14 protein-coding genes and 1 pseudogene are annotated in these 16,898 nt (G+C 71.5%); 13 read left to right on the top strand and 2 right to left on the bottom strand.

Features of this window, described 5'->3' with window-relative positions:
• The first annotated feature begins 3 nt into the window (after positions 1-3).
• From Ade02nite_RS45085 to Ade02nite_RS45100, 4 genes and pseudogenes are all read left to right on the top strand, one after another.
• Positions 4-1,641, top strand: a complete 1,638-nt coding sequence (locus Ade02nite_RS45085) for a PAS domain S-box protein (protein ID WP_203777585.1) — start codon at positions 4-6, stop codon at positions 1,639-1,641.
• Positions 1,642-1,681: 40 nt separating this feature from the next.
• Positions 1,682-2,085, top strand: a pseudogene (locus Ade02nite_RS50660) (helix-turn-helix domain-containing protein).
• A 297-nt stretch (positions 2,086-2,382) separates the two neighbouring features.
• Positions 2,383-3,702, top strand: a complete 1,320-nt coding sequence (locus tag Ade02nite_RS45095) for an extracellular catalytic domain type 1 short-chain-length polyhydroxyalkanoate depolymerase (protein WP_203777587.1) — start codon at positions 2,383-2,385, stop codon at positions 3,700-3,702.
• 76 nt (positions 3,703-3,778) lie between these two features.
• The gene (locus tag Ade02nite_RS45100) at positions 3,779-4,738 is read left to right on the top strand and encodes a PaaX family transcriptional regulator (RefSeq protein ID WP_203777588.1); all 960 of its coding nucleotides are present in this window, start codon (positions 3,779-3,781) and stop codon (positions 4,736-4,738) included.
• 34 nt (positions 4,739-4,772) lie between these two features.
• Here Ade02nite_RS45100 and Ade02nite_RS45105 read toward each other — a convergent pair whose 3' ends face one another.
• Together Ade02nite_RS45105 and Ade02nite_RS45110 are read right to left on the bottom strand one after the other, a co-directional pair.
• Positions 4,773-5,567 (bottom strand): SigB/SigF/SigG family RNA polymerase sigma factor, encoded by a 795-nt coding sequence (locus Ade02nite_RS45105; protein ID WP_203777589.1) that lies wholly within the window; start codon positions 5,565-5,567, stop codon positions 4,773-4,775.
• Between the two features lie 104 nt (positions 5,568-5,671).
• Complete coding sequence (locus Ade02nite_RS45110) at positions 5,672-6,688, bottom strand: LacI family DNA-binding transcriptional regulator (protein WP_239169523.1); 1,017 nt, start codon at positions 6,686-6,688, stop codon at positions 5,672-5,674.
• A 131-nt stretch (positions 6,689-6,819) separates the two neighbouring features.
• On the opposite strand from Ade02nite_RS45110, the gene Ade02nite_RS45115 reads away from it, so the two are divergent.
• The 9 genes from Ade02nite_RS45115 to Ade02nite_RS45155 all read left to right on the top strand — a co-directional run bounded on the left by Ade02nite_RS45115 (position 6,820) and on the right by Ade02nite_RS45155 (position 16,860).
• On the top strand, positions 6,820-8,124 hold the full coding sequence (locus Ade02nite_RS45115; protein ID WP_203777590.1) for an extracellular solute-binding protein: 1,305 nt from the start codon (positions 6,820-6,822) through the stop codon (positions 8,122-8,124).
• A gap of 8 nt (positions 8,125-8,132) precedes the next feature.
• Positions 8,133-9,086: a carbohydrate ABC transporter permease gene (locus Ade02nite_RS45120; RefSeq protein ID WP_203777591.1), complete on the top strand. Its 954-nt coding sequence runs from the start codon at positions 8,133-8,135 to the stop codon at positions 9,084-9,086.
• Positions 9,083-9,913, top strand: a complete 831-nt coding sequence (locus Ade02nite_RS45125; RefSeq protein WP_203777592.1) for a carbohydrate ABC transporter permease — start codon at positions 9,083-9,085, stop codon at positions 9,911-9,913. Before Ade02nite_RS45120 ends, Ade02nite_RS45125 begins: the two co-directional genes overlap by 4 nt.
• A gap of 28 nt (positions 9,914-9,941) precedes the next feature.
• Positions 9,942-11,186, top strand: a complete 1,245-nt coding sequence (locus Ade02nite_RS45130) for an ABC transporter ATP-binding protein (RefSeq protein WP_203777593.1) — start codon at positions 9,942-9,944, stop codon at positions 11,184-11,186.
• Entirely contained in the window at positions 11,183-12,739 is a 1,557-nt protein-coding gene (locus Ade02nite_RS45135; protein WP_203777594.1) for a glycoside hydrolase family 13 protein, read from the top strand. The genes Ade02nite_RS45130 and Ade02nite_RS45135 overlap by 4 nt, the downstream gene beginning before the upstream one ends.
• 119 nt (positions 12,740-12,858) lie before the next feature.
• Positions 12,859-13,041, top strand: a complete 183-nt coding sequence (locus Ade02nite_RS45140; RefSeq protein WP_203777595.1) for a VOC family protein — start codon at positions 12,859-12,861, stop codon at positions 13,039-13,041.
• Positions 13,042-13,387: 346 nt separating this feature from the next.
• Entirely contained in the window at positions 13,388-13,591 is a 204-nt protein-coding gene (locus Ade02nite_RS45145; protein WP_203777596.1) for a hypothetical protein, read from the top strand.
• A gap of 126 nt (positions 13,592-13,717) precedes the next feature.
• Positions 13,718-16,372 carry an AfsR/SARP family transcriptional regulator gene (locus Ade02nite_RS45150; RefSeq protein WP_239169532.1) on the top strand — a complete coding sequence of 885 codons (2,655 nt, stop codon included), beginning with the start codon at positions 13,718-13,720 and terminating at the stop codon, positions 16,370-16,372.
• Positions 16,373-16,419: 47 nt separating this feature from the next.
• Entirely contained in the window at positions 16,420-16,860 is a 441-nt protein-coding gene (locus tag Ade02nite_RS45155; RefSeq protein ID WP_203777598.1) for a peptidase inhibitor family I36 protein, read from the top strand.
• Positions 16,861-16,898: the final 38 nt, after the last annotated feature.

Below are 16,898 nucleotides of genomic sequence, written 5' to 3' on the forward strand. Positions count from 1 at the left end.
GGCGTGCTGAGGGCCATCGAATGGATCGTTCTGGGAATCGGCAGCGCGGCCGCCATCGTCTACGGCGTCCGCCGTCACCGGCCGGACCGGATCGGACCCTGGGTGTTGCTGGCCGGCGCCATCGTCGCGAGCGCCGCCGGGGACGTGTTGACCGCGCTGAACCGGCCCGGCGTGGCCGACATCTGCTTCTACGTCATGTTCGTGCTGGTGGCTTGCAGCCTGCTGCAGCTGACGCGCGTCGGCGCGGTCCTCGTCGACCGGGCACGGCTCATCGACCTGCTCGCTTTCGCGTGCTCGGCGCTGCTGGTGGTCTGGGTGTTCGTCCTCGGCGACGCGGGCCGGATCGGCGATGTCTCCGGCGCGTACGTCATCGGCGCCCTGCTGCTCCTCGCCGTCGTCGCCCGCGTCCTGGTCGCCGCGGGCCGCAACGTCTCGGCCGCCCTGCTGGTCATCGGCGCGGTGGGTGTCCTGGTCAGTGACATCGTGCAGCCGCTGTGGCCGGGCCGGCTGAGCGAATCCGGTTTCGTGGTGCTCTACCTGGCCTGGGGCGCCGCCGCCCTGCACCCGTCGATGGTCCGGCTCACCGAGCCCGCGGCGCCGCGCCCCAGTCCGCGGCTCGGGCGCTGGGCGACGCTGCTGGGTGTCTCGGTCGCCACCCCGCCGGTCGTTCTGCTGATCGAGGCGGCCGACGGCACGGTCGGCGACGGCGTGGTGATCGCCGTGGCCGGCGCGATCACCCTTCTCCTGACCATCACCCGGCTGACCGACTCGGTGACCGCGAACGGCCAGGCCCTGAAGCGTGAGCGCGGCCTGCGGCAGGCGAGCGCCGCGCTGGTCGCCGCCGCCGACGCACCGGCCGTCGACGAGGCCGTCCGGGCCGCGATCGCCCAGTTCATGCCGGCGGACGCGGTCCGCGGCGTCGTCTTCGCCCTCGACGACCGCCGGCTCACGCTCGAAGCGCCGACCGGCCCCGAGGCCGGCGCACCGCACCGCAGCTGGTGGATCGAGAACGGGGACCGGGACTGGGCCACCCTGGTCTGCCCGCTCTGGCTGGAGCCGCTCGCCGTCGCCCGGCCCAGCGGCGGAGCCCTGATCCTGCGCGGCCGCCGCGACGTCCTCACTGCCACGCGCGACACCCTCGAGGTGCTGGCCGGTCAGGCGGCGCTCGCGCTGGACCGCATCTCGCTGATGGAGGCGGTCGGCCGCCGCGACAGTGACCTCTATCTGCGCGCGGTGATCCGGAACAGCGCGGACATGATGATGGTGATCGACGACGACCAGCGCATCCGGTACGCCAGCCCTTCGCTGCGCGAGCGGCTCGGCGTCGACGACCTGCCGCCGCTGGCCACCGTCGACGACGTGGTGCATCCGGACGACCGCGACCAGCTGCGCCGGGCCTTCCGCGGCTCCGGCGACGGTGTGGTGTTCTGCTCGCTGGTGCGGGCCGACGGCAGCCGGGCGATGGTCGAAGCCACGTACCGCGACCTGCGCGAGGACCGATTGGTCCAGGGCTTCGTGGTGACCATGCGGGATTTTTCCCAGGGCCGTGAGCCGCACGGGCAGCGGCCCCACCCCGGCAACCGCGACGAGCTGCCGGCCCGGGCCAACCGGCGCAGCGCCCGGCACAAGTTCCACTACTAAGCGTCTGATCAGAAGTTCTGTACGTAAGGTCACCGCCCGTATGCGCCCTGCGCACGTCTACGCCCGGATCCCGGCCGAGCGACACACCGAACTGATTACCGCCCTGCACGGACCCTGGCGCACCGCCACCCGCATGGTCATCGTCACCCTGTCCGCCGCCGGCATGTCCGCCGGCGAGATCGCCGAGGTGTTGCACTACGACCCGGTCACCGTGCGCCGCTGGTCACCCGCCACCACCACGAAGGCCTGGCCGGCCAGATCCACCACCACGTCAGCGTCAAAGACGTCTCCGTGGTCTTCTGCTACTTCCTCCAACAACTGCTCGACGCCTGCCCGAACGCCCCAGCCGTCGCCGCCAACCGGACCCGCCAAGCCCACGCCTTCTTCCAGCACCGCACCAACACCCAAAACCTCACCACCGCCGCGCCCTGGACCTCACCCTGACTACCCCCGGGTTACGGACAAGACTTCCGGCCAGGCGCTTAGATCGGCATACGTCGATTGACAGTTTCTCGCTCCAGGTGCACGCTAAGTGTCATACGACGCGCGTTCGCCGGTCCGCGCGCCACAGCCGCGGCTCGGCGGCGCGCCGGCTCCCCGGCGCCGGTACGGGTGAGGACAGGGCAGATCACCCGCACGGATCGACGACGGGCCGGCCGGCAACCTCCAGCCTTCCGTCTGGGCTGCGCGCGGGCGTGCCAATCCCCGCGTGCGGTCCGGCCCGCTCCAGGAGTGACGATTATGAAGATCAGACGCCCTCTGCTGTCTGCCCTGGCCGCCCTGCTGGCCGTGGCAGGCATCGCCGTCTCGGCGCCCCGTCCGGCGTTCGCGGCGACCCTGACCGAAGTCGCGAACTTCGGCAGCAACCCGGGCGGGATGCGCATGCACATCTACGTGCCGGACGCGCGCCCGGCCAACCCGGCGATCGTGGTCGCCATGCACGGCTGCGGCGGCTCGGGTCCCGGCTTCTACTCGGGCAGCGAGTTCGCCTCGCTGGCCGATCGGTACGGGTTCCTCGTGATCTACCCGTCCGCGATGCAGGAGGCCGGCTTCGGCAGGTGCTTCGACACGTGGTCAGCGGCGGCCAAGCAGCGCAACGGCGGCAGTGACCCGGTCTCCATCGCGTCGATGGTGGCCTATGCGTCTCAGCAGTACGGCGGCGACCGGAACCGGGTGTACGCCACCGGCAGCTCCTCCGGCGGCATGATGACCCAGCACATGCTCGCCCTCTACCCGGACCTGTTCAAGGCCGGCGCGTCCTTCATGGGCGTGCCGTTCAACTGCTTCGCCAACGCGGCCGACTACCCGCCCGGCGGCCAGTGCACCGGCGGCAGCATGAACCGCACACCCCAGCAATGGGGCGACGCCGTCCGCCAGGCGTGGCCCGGATACACCGGCGCCCGCCCCCGGGTGCAGCTGTGGCACGGCACCAACGACACCCTCGTGCCGTACTCGTTGCTGCAGGAGTCGATCGAGCAGTGGACCAACGTCCTCGGGCTCAGCACGGCGCCCTCGTCCAGCGACACCCCGCAGCCGGGCTGGAACCGCCGCCGCTGGGCCGACCAGGCGGGCACCGTCCAGGTCGAGGCGTACAGCATCCAGGGTGCCGGGCACTCGCTGCCCAGCAGCGGCATGGCCGCCGCCGCCATCGCCTTCTTCGGACTCACCACACCGCCCACCACTCCCCCGACGACCCCGCCGACAACGCCGCCCACGACCCCGCCGACCACCCCGCCGGTGACGTCGGCATGCCGGGTCACCGGGACGGTCAACGCCTGGAACACCGGGCTGACCGCGACCATCACCATCACCAACGCCGGCAGCACCACCATCAACGGCTGGGAGCTCGCCTTCGACCTGCCCGCCGGTCAGACCATCACCGGCGGCTGGAGCGCCTCCTACGCGCCCACCTCCGGACGGGTCAGGGCCGGCAACGTCGGCTACAACACGAGCCTGGCGCCCGGCGCGTCGACCACCATCGGGTTCCAGGCCACCCACACCGGCAACACGGGAGCCCCCACCGGGTACGCGCTCAACGGCTCCCCCTGCGCCACCGGCTGACGAGGGACCGGCGGCGGCGTATCGGCGTGAGACGATCTCGGGAGCCGTGAGCCCCCGATTCTGCCGGAGCCGTCGCGTGACCAGCCCGTACGACATCGACGAGATCTTCCCGGACAACGCGGCAGGCGCCGTGCGCCTGCCGCGCCGGCAGGCCGGCAACTCGCCCCAGGACCTGACGGTGACCCTGCTCGCCGACTACACCCTGCGCACGCGGGCCGAGCTGCCGTCGGCCGCCATCGTGGCCCTGCTGGCCGAGGCCGGCGTGAGCCATGCCGGGGCCCGGACCGCGATCAGCCGGCTCGCCCGTCGCGGGGTGCTGCAGGTGCGACGGCAGGGCCGGCGCAGCGCGTACCGGCTCACCCCGGAAGCGGCCGACTTCCTCTCCGCGGGCGGGAGCTCGATCGTCTCGCCCACCGGCGCCGAACCGTGGGACGAGCACTGGACCCTCATCGCCTTCTCGCTGCCGAACGGGGAACGCGCCCAGCGACAGGAGCTCCGCAGCAAGCTCCGCTGGATGGGGTACGCCCCGCTGTACGACGGGCTGTGGATCTCGCCGCACGGCCTCTCGGACCGGGCCCGGGCACGGCTGGCCCCGTTCGCCCCCGGCGGCATGACCGTGTTCCGCGCCCGGCACGTCGAGCTCGGCGCCGGGCTCGACCGGAGACCCCTGGACGCCTGGGACATCGCGGCCATCGCCCGCGAGTACGAGGCTTTCGTCCGGCAGTGGCGCGACGTGCCGGCCCGGATCGCGGCCGGCCGGCACGCCGGAGCCGAGTCCGTACGGGCCCGCACGGAGGTGATGGACACCTATCGGCGCCTGCCCGTTCTCGACCCGCGCCTGCCGCTGCGGCTGCTGCCGGCGGGATGGCTGCGGCAGCCCGCTCGTGATCTGTTCGTCGCCGTCTACGACGGCCTGGCCGCCACCGCCGAGGAGCACGTCCGTGCCGTCGCGGCCGGTTTCGCCGACGGCCCGGTCACCGGCATCCGAGCGCACACGGTCGCCGACCTGTCCGCCGGTCTGCGCGACGAGACATGACCGTGGCGATCGGCTCGGCGCGGCTCGCCGCGCGTCATCCGTCGTGTTCGAGCAGCGAACGCAGCTTTGCGAGCGCCTTGGCCAGGAGCCGCGAGACGTGCATCTGCGAGATGCCGATGTGCTGGGCGATCTCGCTCTGCGTGCGGTTGCCGTAGAACCGCATCGACAGCAGTTGCTGTTCGCGTTCCGTCAGCCGGGCCAGCGCGGGGCCGAGCGCGATCCGCAGCTCCGCCAGCTCGTAACCGTGGTCCTCGGCGCCGATGGTGTCCCCGAGCTCGTGCGCGTGGTCCTCCCCGACGGGAGTCGACAGGCTGGTGGTGTGGTAGGCCAGCGCTCCCTCGAGCCCTTCCAGGACGTCTTCCTCGCTCACGCCCAGATGGGCGGCGACGTCGGCGGCCGTCGGCGGCCGTCCGAGGACGTGGGTCAGGGTGCTGTTGGCGGCGTTGATGGCCATCCGCAGCTCCTGCAGCCGGCGGGGGACCCGGATGGCCCACGACCGGTCCCGGAAGTGGCGTTTGAGCTCTCCCAGGACGGTGGGGATGGCGAACGGGGCGAAGTCGGTGCCGTAGGTGATGTCGTACCGGTCGACGGCCTTGATCAGCCCGACCATCGCGACCTGCACGAGATCGTCGGCGGGCTCACCACGGCCGGCGTACCGGCGCGAGAGGTGCTGAGCGAGCGGAAGCCACGCCTCGATGGCTCTGGCCCGCAGGCGGTCGCGTGACGGGTCGCCGGCCTCGGTCGTCGCGAACGCGGTGATCAGGGCACTGGCTTTTGCGCGGTCGACGTCGAGACGGGCGCGGTGCCCAGAGACGGCCGAAACCTTCATCAGGTGCTCTTTCCGAACGAGCGGTCCCCGCCGCCGTCGCCAACCTATCCCTTCGGACGAACAAGCGCCAACCGAACGGACGATGTGTTGCCGGGGCTGCCGGCTCAGCGCCTCGGCGGCGCCGTCGAGCCCCGGACGACGAGGCGGGTCGGCACGGTGACGCCGGTGGTGGCGGTCTCGCCGGCGAGCAGCGACAGCAGCATGCGGCCGGCCAGCACGCCCTGGTCGCGTACGGGCTGGGCGACCGTGGTGAGGTCGGCCAGCTCGGCCATCGGGTGGTCGTCGATGCCGACCACCGACATGTCCTCGGGGATGCGCAGGCCCGCGCGGCGCAGCGTGCGGACCGCGCCGAACGCCACCTCGTCGGAGTGGGCATAGACGGCCGTGGGCGGCTCGCGCAGGCTCAGCAGGCGCGCCATCGCGTCGGCGCCGTGGAGGCTGCCCCACGGCACGGTGACCACCAGGCTCGGGTCGGCGGGCAGGCCGGCGTCGGCCAGTGCCTCGTCGTAGGCGCGGCTGCGGCCGGGGTTGGCCGGCCAGTGCGGCTCGGCCGGGTCGACGGTGGCGATCATGCCGATCCGGCGGTGGTTCAGGAAGAGCAGGTGGTCGACGGCCTGGCGGGCGGCCGACGCGTCGTCGATGGAGACGTACGGGTACGCCTCGACCTGTCCGCCGGCCGCGACGATGTGCACGCCCATGGTCTCCAGCCGTTCCCGCTCGCCGTCGCGGACCGGCATGCCGAGCACCACCACGGCGTCGGCCTTGCGGCGGGCCGGCAGCCGCTGGAAGAAGTCGCGCCGGTCGGCGGCGTCACCGACGTGGTAGAGCAGCACGTCGAGGTCGGCGTCGCGCAGCACCGACTCGATGCCCTCGAGCAGGGTCGCGAAGAACCAGCGGGAGATGTGCGGCACCACCACGGCGACGCGGCCGGTGGCGCCGCCGGCCAGGCGCGACGCCTCGGGTGAGACGACATAGGACAGCTGCTCGGCGGCGGCCAGCACCCGGGCCCGGGTCGCGGCCGCGACGTGCGGGTGGTTGCTGAGGGCGCGCGAGGCGGTCGCCATCGAGACGCCGGCGCGGCGGGCGACGTCGGCCATGTTGACCCTCGTCTGCGGAGTCACGGGGCGAGCCTAGCAATCATTGGAAGCGTTTCCGATGACGCAGTGCGTGCACATAGCGACCATTGACGAGAGACATAGGTCACATCGAGGCTGGTCCTGCAAGCGATTCCAGCGCGCGAAGGGACGGCACCGTGTTCCCGCGACAACGATCACGCCGGTGGTCGGCCGGCTCCGCGCTCGTCCTGTTCGCCTCGGTCCTCGGCGGATGCGGGGGCGACGACGGCGGATCGACCACGCTGACGTACTACATCGCCGACGCCGCCCAGGAGGACGTGGCCACGCGCTGCTCGGCCGAGTCGGGCGGCGCCTACAGCTTCAACATCCAGCGGCTGCCCAACAACGCGGCCGGCGGGCGCGAGCAGCTGCTGCGCCGGCTCGCGGCCGAGGACCGCTCGATGGACATCGTGAGCGTCGACCCGCCGTTCATGGCCGAGTTCGCCAACGCCGGCTTCCTGCGCCCGTTCACCGAGCAGGAGCGGCAGCAGTTCTCGGCCGGCGTGCTCGAGGGCCCGCTGAAGCAGTCCACCTTCCGCGACACGCTCTACTCGGCGCCCCTCTACGGCAACACCCAGCTGCTGTGGTACCGCAAGTCGGTGCTGGCCGAGGCGGGCGTCGACCCGTCGGCCGGGCCGGTCACCTGGGACCAGCTGATCCAGGGCGCCTCGCGGGCCGGTGTCACGCTGGCCGCGCAGGGCCGCCGCAACGAAAGCATGATGGTCTGGGTCAACGCGCTGGTCTCGTCGGCCGGCGGGTCGATCCTGCAACCCGGCGCCGAGGGCCTGCCGGCCGACCAGGTCAGGGGCGGGCTGGACAGCCCGGCCGGCGCCGAGGCGGCCCGCATCATGCACGACCTCGCCGTCTCGCCCGCCGCGCCGGCCGGCTTCAGCACGGCCGGCGAGGAGGACTCGCGCGCCTCGTTCCAGGCCGCGGACGGCGGGTTCATGGTCAATTGGCCGTACGTCTGGGCCGCCTTCGACGCCGCCATCGAGGAGGGGACGCTGCCGGCGACCTTCAAGGACGACGTCGGCTGGGCCGCCTATCCGCGGGTCACGGCCGGCACCGAGAGCGCGTCGCCCTCGGGCGGGCTCGGCCTCTCGATCAGCTCGTTCAGCCGCCGGCAGGACCTCGCGGTCGAGGCCATCCGCTGCCTGGCCGCCGAGCGGAGCCAGAAGGACTTCATGCGGACGGCGGGCAACCCGGCCGCGCTGGCCTCGGTCTTCGACGACCCGGAGATCCGCGAGATGTTCCCGATGGCCGACCAGATCCGCACGGGCCTCGACGCCGCCACGCCGCGCCCGGTCAGCCCGTACTACGGCGATGTCACCGGCGCCATCCAGACCGCTTTCCACCCGCCGGACTCGCTGTCGCCCCGGACGACGCCCCGGGAGGCCAACGGCCTTCTCGAGGACGTCCTCTCCAACCAGAGACTGATCTAGGAGCGGCCATGAGCACCACGATCCCCGCCGCGCCCCCGGCGAAATCGCCGGCTCCCCGCACCCAGCGCCGCGTCCGGCTGACCGACCGCGCCCGGCACGAGCGCAACCTGGGCTGGCTCCTGGCCGGGCCCGCGTTCATCGCCATGGTGGCGGTCACCGGCTACCCGATCCTCAACGCCATCTGGCTGTCCCTGTTCGACTACCGGCTGACCGACCCCGGCGGCCGCGAGTTCGTCGGCCTCGGCAACTACGCGATGATCCTGACCGACGGGCTGTTCTGGAAGCAGTTCGGCGTCACCTCGCTGATCACCGTGGTCACCGTGAGCGTCGAGCTCGTTCTCGGCTTCGCGCTGGCCATGGTCATGCACCGGGCGCTCTACCTGCGCACGGCGCTGCGCACGGTGATCCTGGTCCCGTACGGGATCATCACGGTCGTCTCGGCGTACGCGTGGGCGTACGCGTTCAGCAACACGTACGGCTTCGTGAACGGGCTTCTCGGGCTCGGCGAGTTCGACTGGTTCGGCGGCACCTGGTCGGCGATCGCCACGGTGTGCGTGGCCGAGATCTGGAAGACCACGCCGTTCATGTCGCTGCTGCTGCTCGCCGGGCTGGCCCAGATCCCCGACGACTACCTCGAGGCGGCGAAGGTCGACGGCGCCCGCGCCTGGCAGCGCGTCAAGCGGGTGATCCTGCCCAACATGAAGGCCGCCATCATGGTGGCGCTGCTCTTCCGCACCCTGGACGCGTTCCGGATCTTCGACACCGTGTTCATCATGACCGCCGGCGCGCAGGGCACCGAGACCCTCTCGTTCCTGGCCTACCGGCAGACGATCAGCCGGGTGATGGTCGGGCTCGGCTCGGCGGTCAGCGTCATCCTGGCCGTCCTCGTCGTCCTCATCGCCGTGATGTTCGTGAAGGTCTTCAAGACCGACCTGTCGCAGCAGAGGGGTGATCGCAAGTGAAGACCAGTCGCAGGACCCAGGTGTTCTGGCTCGCCGGCGCGGTGCTCATCATCGCGTACGCGGTCATCCCGGTGATCTGGATCGTGTCGCTGTCGTTCAAGGAGGGCGACGACATCACCAACAAGTCGTTCCTGCCGACCGTGTGGAGCTGGGAGAACTACCGTACGGTCTTCGCCTCCGACCTGTTCACGACGGCGCTGCGCAACTCGGTCGGCATGTCCCTGATCGCCACGACGATCTCGGTGATCCTGGCGACGCTGGCCGCGTACGCGATCTCGCGGTTGAACTTCCCCGGCAAACGGCTGGTGCTCGGCGTGGCGCTGGCGATCACGGTCTTCCCGGTCATCGCGATCGCCACGCCGCTGTTCAACCTGTGGCGCACGATCGGCCTCTACGACACCTGGCTCGGCCTGATCATCCCGTACCTGTCGTACTCGCTGCCGCTGTCGGTCTACGTCCTGTCGGCCTTCTTCCGCGAGATCCCGTGGGAGATGGAGCAGGCCGCCCAGGTCGACGGCGCCACCAACTGGCAGGCGTTCCGCCGGGTCATCGTCCCGCTCGCCGCGCCCGGCGTGTTCACCGCGGCGATCCTCACCTTCTTCGCGGTCTGGAACGACTTCGTCTTCGGCATCACGCTCACCTCCAGCGAGGCGGCCCGGCCGGTGCCCGCGGCGCTCGCCTTCTTCCAGGGCGCCTCGCAGTTCTCCCAGCCGACCGCACCCATCGCGGCCGCCGCCGTGGTCGTCACGATCCCGGTGGTCGTCCTCGTCCTGCTCTTCCAACGCAAGATCGTGGCCGGTCTCACCAACGGCGCCGTCAAGGGCTGAGCCGTCAAGGGCTGAAAGGAACCTCGGCATGGCAGCCATCGAAATGCGCAACATCGTCAAGGAGTACGGCGACGGCTTCAAGGCGGTCAACGACGTCAGCCTGCACGTGGCCGACGGCGAGTTCATGATCCTGGTCGGGCCCTCCGGGTGCGGCAAGTCGACCCTGCTGCGCATGATCGTCGGGCTCGAGGACATCACCTCGGGCGACATGGTGATCGGCGGCGACCGGGTCAACGACAAGGCTCCCCGCGACCGCAACCTGTCCATGGTGTTCCAGAACTACGCGCTCTACCCGCACCTGACCGTCTTCGAGAACATCGCCTTCCCGCTACGGCTGATGAAGGGCGTCGGCGAGGACGAGATCCGGCGCCGGGTCACCGAGGCCGCCTCGATGCTGGAGCTCACCGAGCACCTCGACCGCAAGCCGGCCAACCTCTCCGGCGGCCAGCGGCAGCGGGTGGCGATGGGCCGGGCCATCGTGCGCAACGTCAACGCGTTCCTCTTCGACGAGCCGCTGTCCAACCTGGACGCCAAGCTGCGCGGGCAGATGCGCACCGAGATCTCGCGGATGCAGCGCCGGCTCGGCACCACCACGGTCTACGTGACCCACGACCAGACCGAGGCGATGACCCTGGGCGACCGGGTGGCCGTGCTGCGCCGGGGCCTGCTCCAGCAGGTCGCCTCCCCGCGCGAGCTCTACGAGCAGCCGGTCAACATGTTCGTGGCCGGCTTCATCGGGTCGCCGCCGATGAACTTCCTCCCCGCTGTCGTGGCCGGCGACCGGCTGCGGCTGCCGTTCCTCGATGTCGGCCTGCCGGACAGGGCGACCGGCAAGGTCACCGACGGCCAGCTGCTGATCGCCGGGATGCGCCCCGACCACTTCGAGGACGCCGGCCTGCTCGACCCGGCCAAGCGCGACCGGGGCGCCCTGTTCCGGGCCAAGGTCGACGTCACCGAATGGCTGGGCGACTCGCAGTACGCCTACATCCCGTTCGAGGCGGGCGAGGAGGTCACCCGGCAGCTCGCCGACCTGGCCGCCGAGCTCGACAGCGAGGCCCTGCGCACCCAGCTCATCGTCAAGATCGACGCGATGAGCCGGCTCCGCGAGAACCACGAGGCCGAGTTCTGGGCCGACACGGCGCGGATGCACCTGTTCGATCCGCGCACCGGAGCGAACCTGACCCGCGACGAGGCCGCCGCGGCCGACCTCGCCCACCTCGAGGAGGAGGAGCTCCGGGACCGGGTCGACTCGCCCGATGCGGCCCCCCGATGAGCCCGGGGCCCTGGTGGCGCCACGCGGTGATCTACCAGGTGTACGTCTGGAGCTTCGCCGACTCGGACGGCGACGGGATAGGTGACCTGGGTGGCGTCCGCTCGCGCCTGCCGTACCTGCGCGAGCTGGGCGTCGACGCCGTCTGGCTGAACCCGTTCTACCCGTCGCCGCAGGCCGACAACGGCTACGACGTGGCCGACTACCGCGATGTCGACCCCCGGTTCGGCACCCTGGCCGACGCCGACGCGCTGATCCGCGACGCTCACGCCCTCGGCCTGCGGATCATCATCGACCTCGTGCCCAACCACACGTCGTCGGAGCACCCCTGGTTCCGGGCGGCCCTCGCCGGCGGGCCCGAGCGGTCCTTCTATCTCTTCCGCGACGGCCGCGGCGACCAGCCGCCGAACAACTGGGAGAGCCGGTTCGGGGGCCGCGCCTGGACGCGGGTGCCGGACGGCCAGTGGTACCTGCACCTGTTCGCACCCCAGCAGCCCGACCTCGACTGGACCGCGGCCGAGGTCCGCGAGGAGTTCCACGACATCCTGCGCTTCTGGCTCGACCGCGACGTCGACGGCTTCCGCATCGACGTCGCCCACGGCCTGGCCAAGGACCCGCAGATGCCCGACCTGGGCGAGGACGACGATCCGGTCCAGCCGGGACCGGGCCACCCGCACTGGGACCTCGACGAGGTGCACGACGTCTACCGCGCGTGGCGCCGCATCCTCGACTCCTACCCCGGCGACCGGGTCTTCGTGGGCGAGATCTGGGTGCAGAGCGTCGAGCGGCTCGCCCTGTACCTGCGCCCCGACGAGCTGCACACCGCGTTCAACTTCGCGTTCCTGACCGCCCCCTGGGAGGCCGGCGCCCTGCGCGAGGCCGTCGACGACAGCCTGCGGGCCCTCGAGCAGGTCGGCGCCCCGCCGACCTGGGTGCTGTCCAATCACGATGTGGTACGCCACGTGACGCGCTACGGCGGCGGCGCCGCGGGCCTGCGCCGGGCGCGCGCCGCGACCCTGCTGATGCTGGCCCTGCCCGGCAGCGCCTACCTCTACCAGGGCGAGGAGCTGGGCCTGCCCGAGGTGGAGGACCTTCCCGACGCCGTGCGCCGTGACCCCGTCTTCGCCCGCACCGCCGGCGCCGACCCCGGCCGCGACGGCTGCCGGGTGCCCCTGCCGTGGTCGGGCGCCTCGGCGTCGCTGGGCTTCGGCCCCGGCCCGTCGTCCTGGCTGCCGCAGCCCCCGGACTGGCGCGGGCTGACCGTGGAACGCCAGAGCACCGACCCGCAGTCGACGCTGAGCCTCTACCGGGCCGCGCTGGCACACCGCCGCCACCTCGCGGCGCTGACCTCGGCGGACCTGACCTGGCTGCCCGCGGCCGAGGGGGTGCTGGCCTTCGCCCGCGGCCCCGGCTTCCTCTGCGTGGTCAACGTCGGCGACGACCCGGCCCCGCTGCCGGAGTGGAGCGGCACGGCCGCGCCCCTGCTGACCAGCGACCCGCACGCCCCGGCCGGCCCCACCCTGCCGGGCGCCACCGCCGCCTGGTACCTGCGCTGACACCGCCGCAAGTCACCCTGTGCGACGAATCCGCAGGTCAACCGGCCTGCGTAGCGTCTGTTCGGCATATGCTCCCGACGTGTTTCCGTATCAGCGCTTCGCCTGCATGGGGAGGAAAGATGTTGAACCACAGCGCGGTGGAAGCCAACATTCCCGCCGTCGACCTCGACCGGGCCCGTGAGTACTACTCGGACAAGCTGGGGCTGACACCCGTCGCCGAGTACGGCGGCGAGGCTCTGCGGTACCAGACCGCCGGCTGTGTTGCGGGGACACGGTTTGCACTGGCTCCCGCCGGTCGGTGAGCCGGACCGGCGACCACCATTCAGTGAAGGCGGGACCCGACATGGAGCAGGCGGCGACGACGGCCGGCGCATCATCGAGACCGGTAGTCGAAGCGGAGCGTTTGACCGTCTCGTACGGCGAGTTTCAGGCCGTCGAGGACCTGACCCTCCGGATCGAGCTGGGTCGGCATCACCGGCACCGACAGCCTCGCTCTGCGGCTGTTCCGGTGGGAACCCCGCCGCTGACGCCGGGTGTGTCAGCTTGCCGGTGAGGGCCGATCGGCACAGTGCCGAGGGCCGAACCGCCCTCGGCGTCCCGCTGTCCCACATCGGCGCGGCGATGGCCGACGGGAGGGTCCCTCCGGAGGTGCTGCGCCAGGTCGACGCCGAGCTCGCGGCCGAGGTCGAGCGCCTGAACAAGGCCCGCGCCGACATCGCGACCATTCTGCGCGACGGCGCGCCGGCGGACACCCCGGCGGGCTTCGAATCGGTAGCGCCCCGCCTGTCCGTTGGAGGTCTGCCGGCCGCGCTTCACGATGCGAGTGCTGCACGCTCTCCCGGGCTTCCGTGATGGCGCTGCGTCTACCGTGCTTGATACCGGTCGATATGTTGTGGAGAACTGTTGAGCCCCGGGGGCGTCATGCGGTTTCAGCTGCTCGGAGTGCCGCAGGTTCACGCTCGTGGACGGGCGGTGGCGATGGGGCCGCCCAAGCAGGCGGTCGTTCTCACGGCCCTGCTCCTCGACGGCAACCGGCCGCTCTCCACCGAAGTGCTCGTCGAACGAGTCTGGGGACCCGATGCCCCCGACCACGCGGCGCGCACGCTGCACACGTACGTCTCGCGCATCCGGCAGTTGCTGGAACCGGCGGACGGCCCGACCCGGTTGCACCGCCACCGCAGCGGCGGCTACCTGCTCGAGCTGCCCGAGGAGTCGTTGGATCTGCACTACTTCCGGCAGCTCGTCACCAGGGCGGCCGAGCTGGACCGGGCCGATCCGAAGCGCGCCCTCCTGCTACGCGAGGCCCTGACGCTGTGGCGAGGTCAACCCCTCGCCGGGCTCCCGGGCGACTGGGCAGCCCGGGCGCGCATGCTGCTGATCGAGGAGCGGATCGACGCGACAATCCACTGGGCCGATGCCGAGACCCGGACCGGCAACCCGGCCGCGGCGATCGGGCCCCTCACCGAGCTCGCCGAGCAGCACCCGCTCGTCGAGCCGCTGGCCGCCGCGCTGATCCGGGCGCTCGCCGCCGCGGGCCGCACCGCGAAAGCCGTCGACCAGTTCCTTGCCGTACGCCGCCGCTTGGTCGACGAGCTGGGCGTCGAGCCCGGTGCCGAGTTGCGGGCCGCCCACCGGGACATCGTGCGCCAGACGCACGAGCCCGACGAGATCGTTCCGGCCCAGCTGCCCCTCGACGTGCCGGACTTCGTCGGCCGCGACGCCGAGCAGCAGCGGTTGCACGACCTGGCCAGGACCGCGGTGATCGTCATATCCGGCACGGCCGGCGTCGGTAAGAGCGCGCTGGTCGTGCACTGGAGCCATCGGGTGCGCCGCCGTTTCCCCGACGGCCAGCTCTATGTCGATCTGCTCGGCTTCGACCCGGCCGGCACCGCGCTGAGCGCGGCCGATGCGTTGCGCAACCTCCTCATCTCCCTGGGTGTGCCCGCCGCGCGCATCCCGGCCGAGCTGGACGCACGGGCGGCGCTCTATCGCAGCGTTCTCGCCGACCGCCGCGTGCTGGTGGTGCTGGACAACGCGGCCCATGAACGCGACGTGCGCCCGCTGCTGCCCGGTGCGCCGAACTGCCTGGTCGTCGTCACCAGCCGCAGTCAGCTGCCCGGCCTGGTCGCCGCCGAGGGCGCCCGGCCGGTGGAGCTGGGTCTCCTGCCACCCGCGCAGGCACGGGAGCTGCTGAGCCGGCGGCTCGGCGCCCAGCGTGTCGCCGCCGAGCCGGCCGCGGTGGACCGCATCCTCGCTGCCTGCGCCCGGCTTCCCCTGGCGTTGACCGTCGCCGCCGCCCGGGCCCTGCTGCAACCCGAGCAAACGCTGGCGCGGCTGGCGGAGCAGCTGCACGCCGTACGGCACAGCCTCGATGCCTTTGCCGGTGACGACGAGGCGACCGACGTGCGCGCGGTGCTGTCCTGGTCCTATCGGGCCCTGACGCCCGGGGCCGCCCGGCTGTTCCGGCTGCTCGGCCTGCATCCGGGCCCCGACGTGGCAGTGCCGGCCGTCGCCGCCCTGCTCGGTGAGCCGATCGGGGTCGCCGAGCGACAGCTGCTGGTGCTGACCCGGGCCAGCCTGCTCAGCGAGCACCGGCCGGACAGGTACCAATTGCACGATCTGCTCCGGACGTACGCCGGGGAGCTGGTTCGGCCGGAGGAGACGGCGGGGCCGCTGGGCCGGATGCTCGACCACTATGTGCACTCGGCGTACGCCGCCGACCGGATCCTGTATCCGCATCGGACGGTTCCCGAGCTCACCACCGATGGCCCGGTGATCAGACCGGCCGACCACGCCGCGGCGCTCGCCTGGTTCGCCGAGGAGCACCAGGTTCTCGTACGCATGGTCGGGCACGCCCACGACACCGGCCTCGACTCCGGCGCCTGGCTGCTGGCGCGGGGTTTGACCACGTACTTCGACCTCCAAGGTCATTGGCAGGACTGGGTGCTGACCCAGCGGATCGCGCTGTCCTCGGCGACCCGCTCGGGAGATCGAGTGGGAGCGGCGTTCGCCCACCTCAACCTCGGTCAAGCCCTCACCCAGCTCCGCCCGGAGGATGCTGTTCGCCACCTGCGGCTCGCCCTCGACGGCTACCGGCGTCTCGGCGAAGCGAAGGGACAGGCCCACACGCACAACGCGCTCGCCCGGGTCCTCGGCAGCCAGGGCGATCCCCGCGAAGCGCTGCGCCAGACCGAGCAGGCGGTCGAGCTTTTCGGCCGGGTGGGTGACCAGGACGGGCAGGCTCGGGCGCTCAACAACCTCGGCTGGTATCACACCCAGCTCGGCGAGTGCGACCGGGCGCTGGCCCGCTGCCGGGAGGCGCTGCGGCTGCATCGCCGGATCGGCGACCGGTACGGCGAGGCGAACACACTGGACAGCCTGGGGCTGACCTATCACCACCTCGGCGACCACGACCGGGCGGTACAAGAATACCGGGCGGCGCTGGACGTGTGGCGTGAGATCGCCGACCGCTACAACGAGGCCGGCACGCTCGGCCGGCTGGGCGACACGTATCGCAGCATCGGCGAGGCCGGCAAGGCCCGGAAGGTGTGGGAGCGGGCGCTGACCATGTTGACCGACCTCGGCCACACCGACGCGGAACAGATCCGCCGCAGCCTCGACGCACTCGGCTAGACATTCCTTCCACATCGCTTCCACACGGTGGGCGCACCTTGTCAACCATGAACTCAACGAAGAAGCACCGGCCGGCCCTCACGTCACGAAGACTGCTGGGCATCCTGAGCGCCGCGACCATGACCACGGCGTCGTTGTTCGCCTTGTCGACACCGGCGCAGGCACAGGCGGTCTGCATCGAGCCCGAGCCCGCCGCGCTGTACCTGTACGAGAACCGCAACGGCAGCGGCGACGTCTTCCAGGCGACCGCGAGCGTCATCGACTTCCGCGTGTTCGGCTTCAACGACAAGGCCAGCCGAGTCTGGAACAAATACGATTGCCGCGCCTGGGTGCTGTACGACGACAACCAGTTCGAGGACCGGCACTACTGCATCCGGCCCAACCAGACGGTCGACCTGCATCGCGAGGCGTGGAACTTCGGCGACAAGATCTCGTCGGTCAAGAAGCTCACCGGCAAGAGTTGCAGCGGCTACCCGACGTTCGGGTGATCAGCGACGGTGGTGCGCGGGCTGAGAAACAACCGCGC

Source organism: Paractinoplanes deccanensis (assembly GCF_016862115.1).
Taxonomy (GTDB): domain Bacteria; phylum Actinomycetota; class Actinomycetes; order Mycobacteriales; family Micromonosporaceae; genus Actinoplanes; species Actinoplanes deccanensis.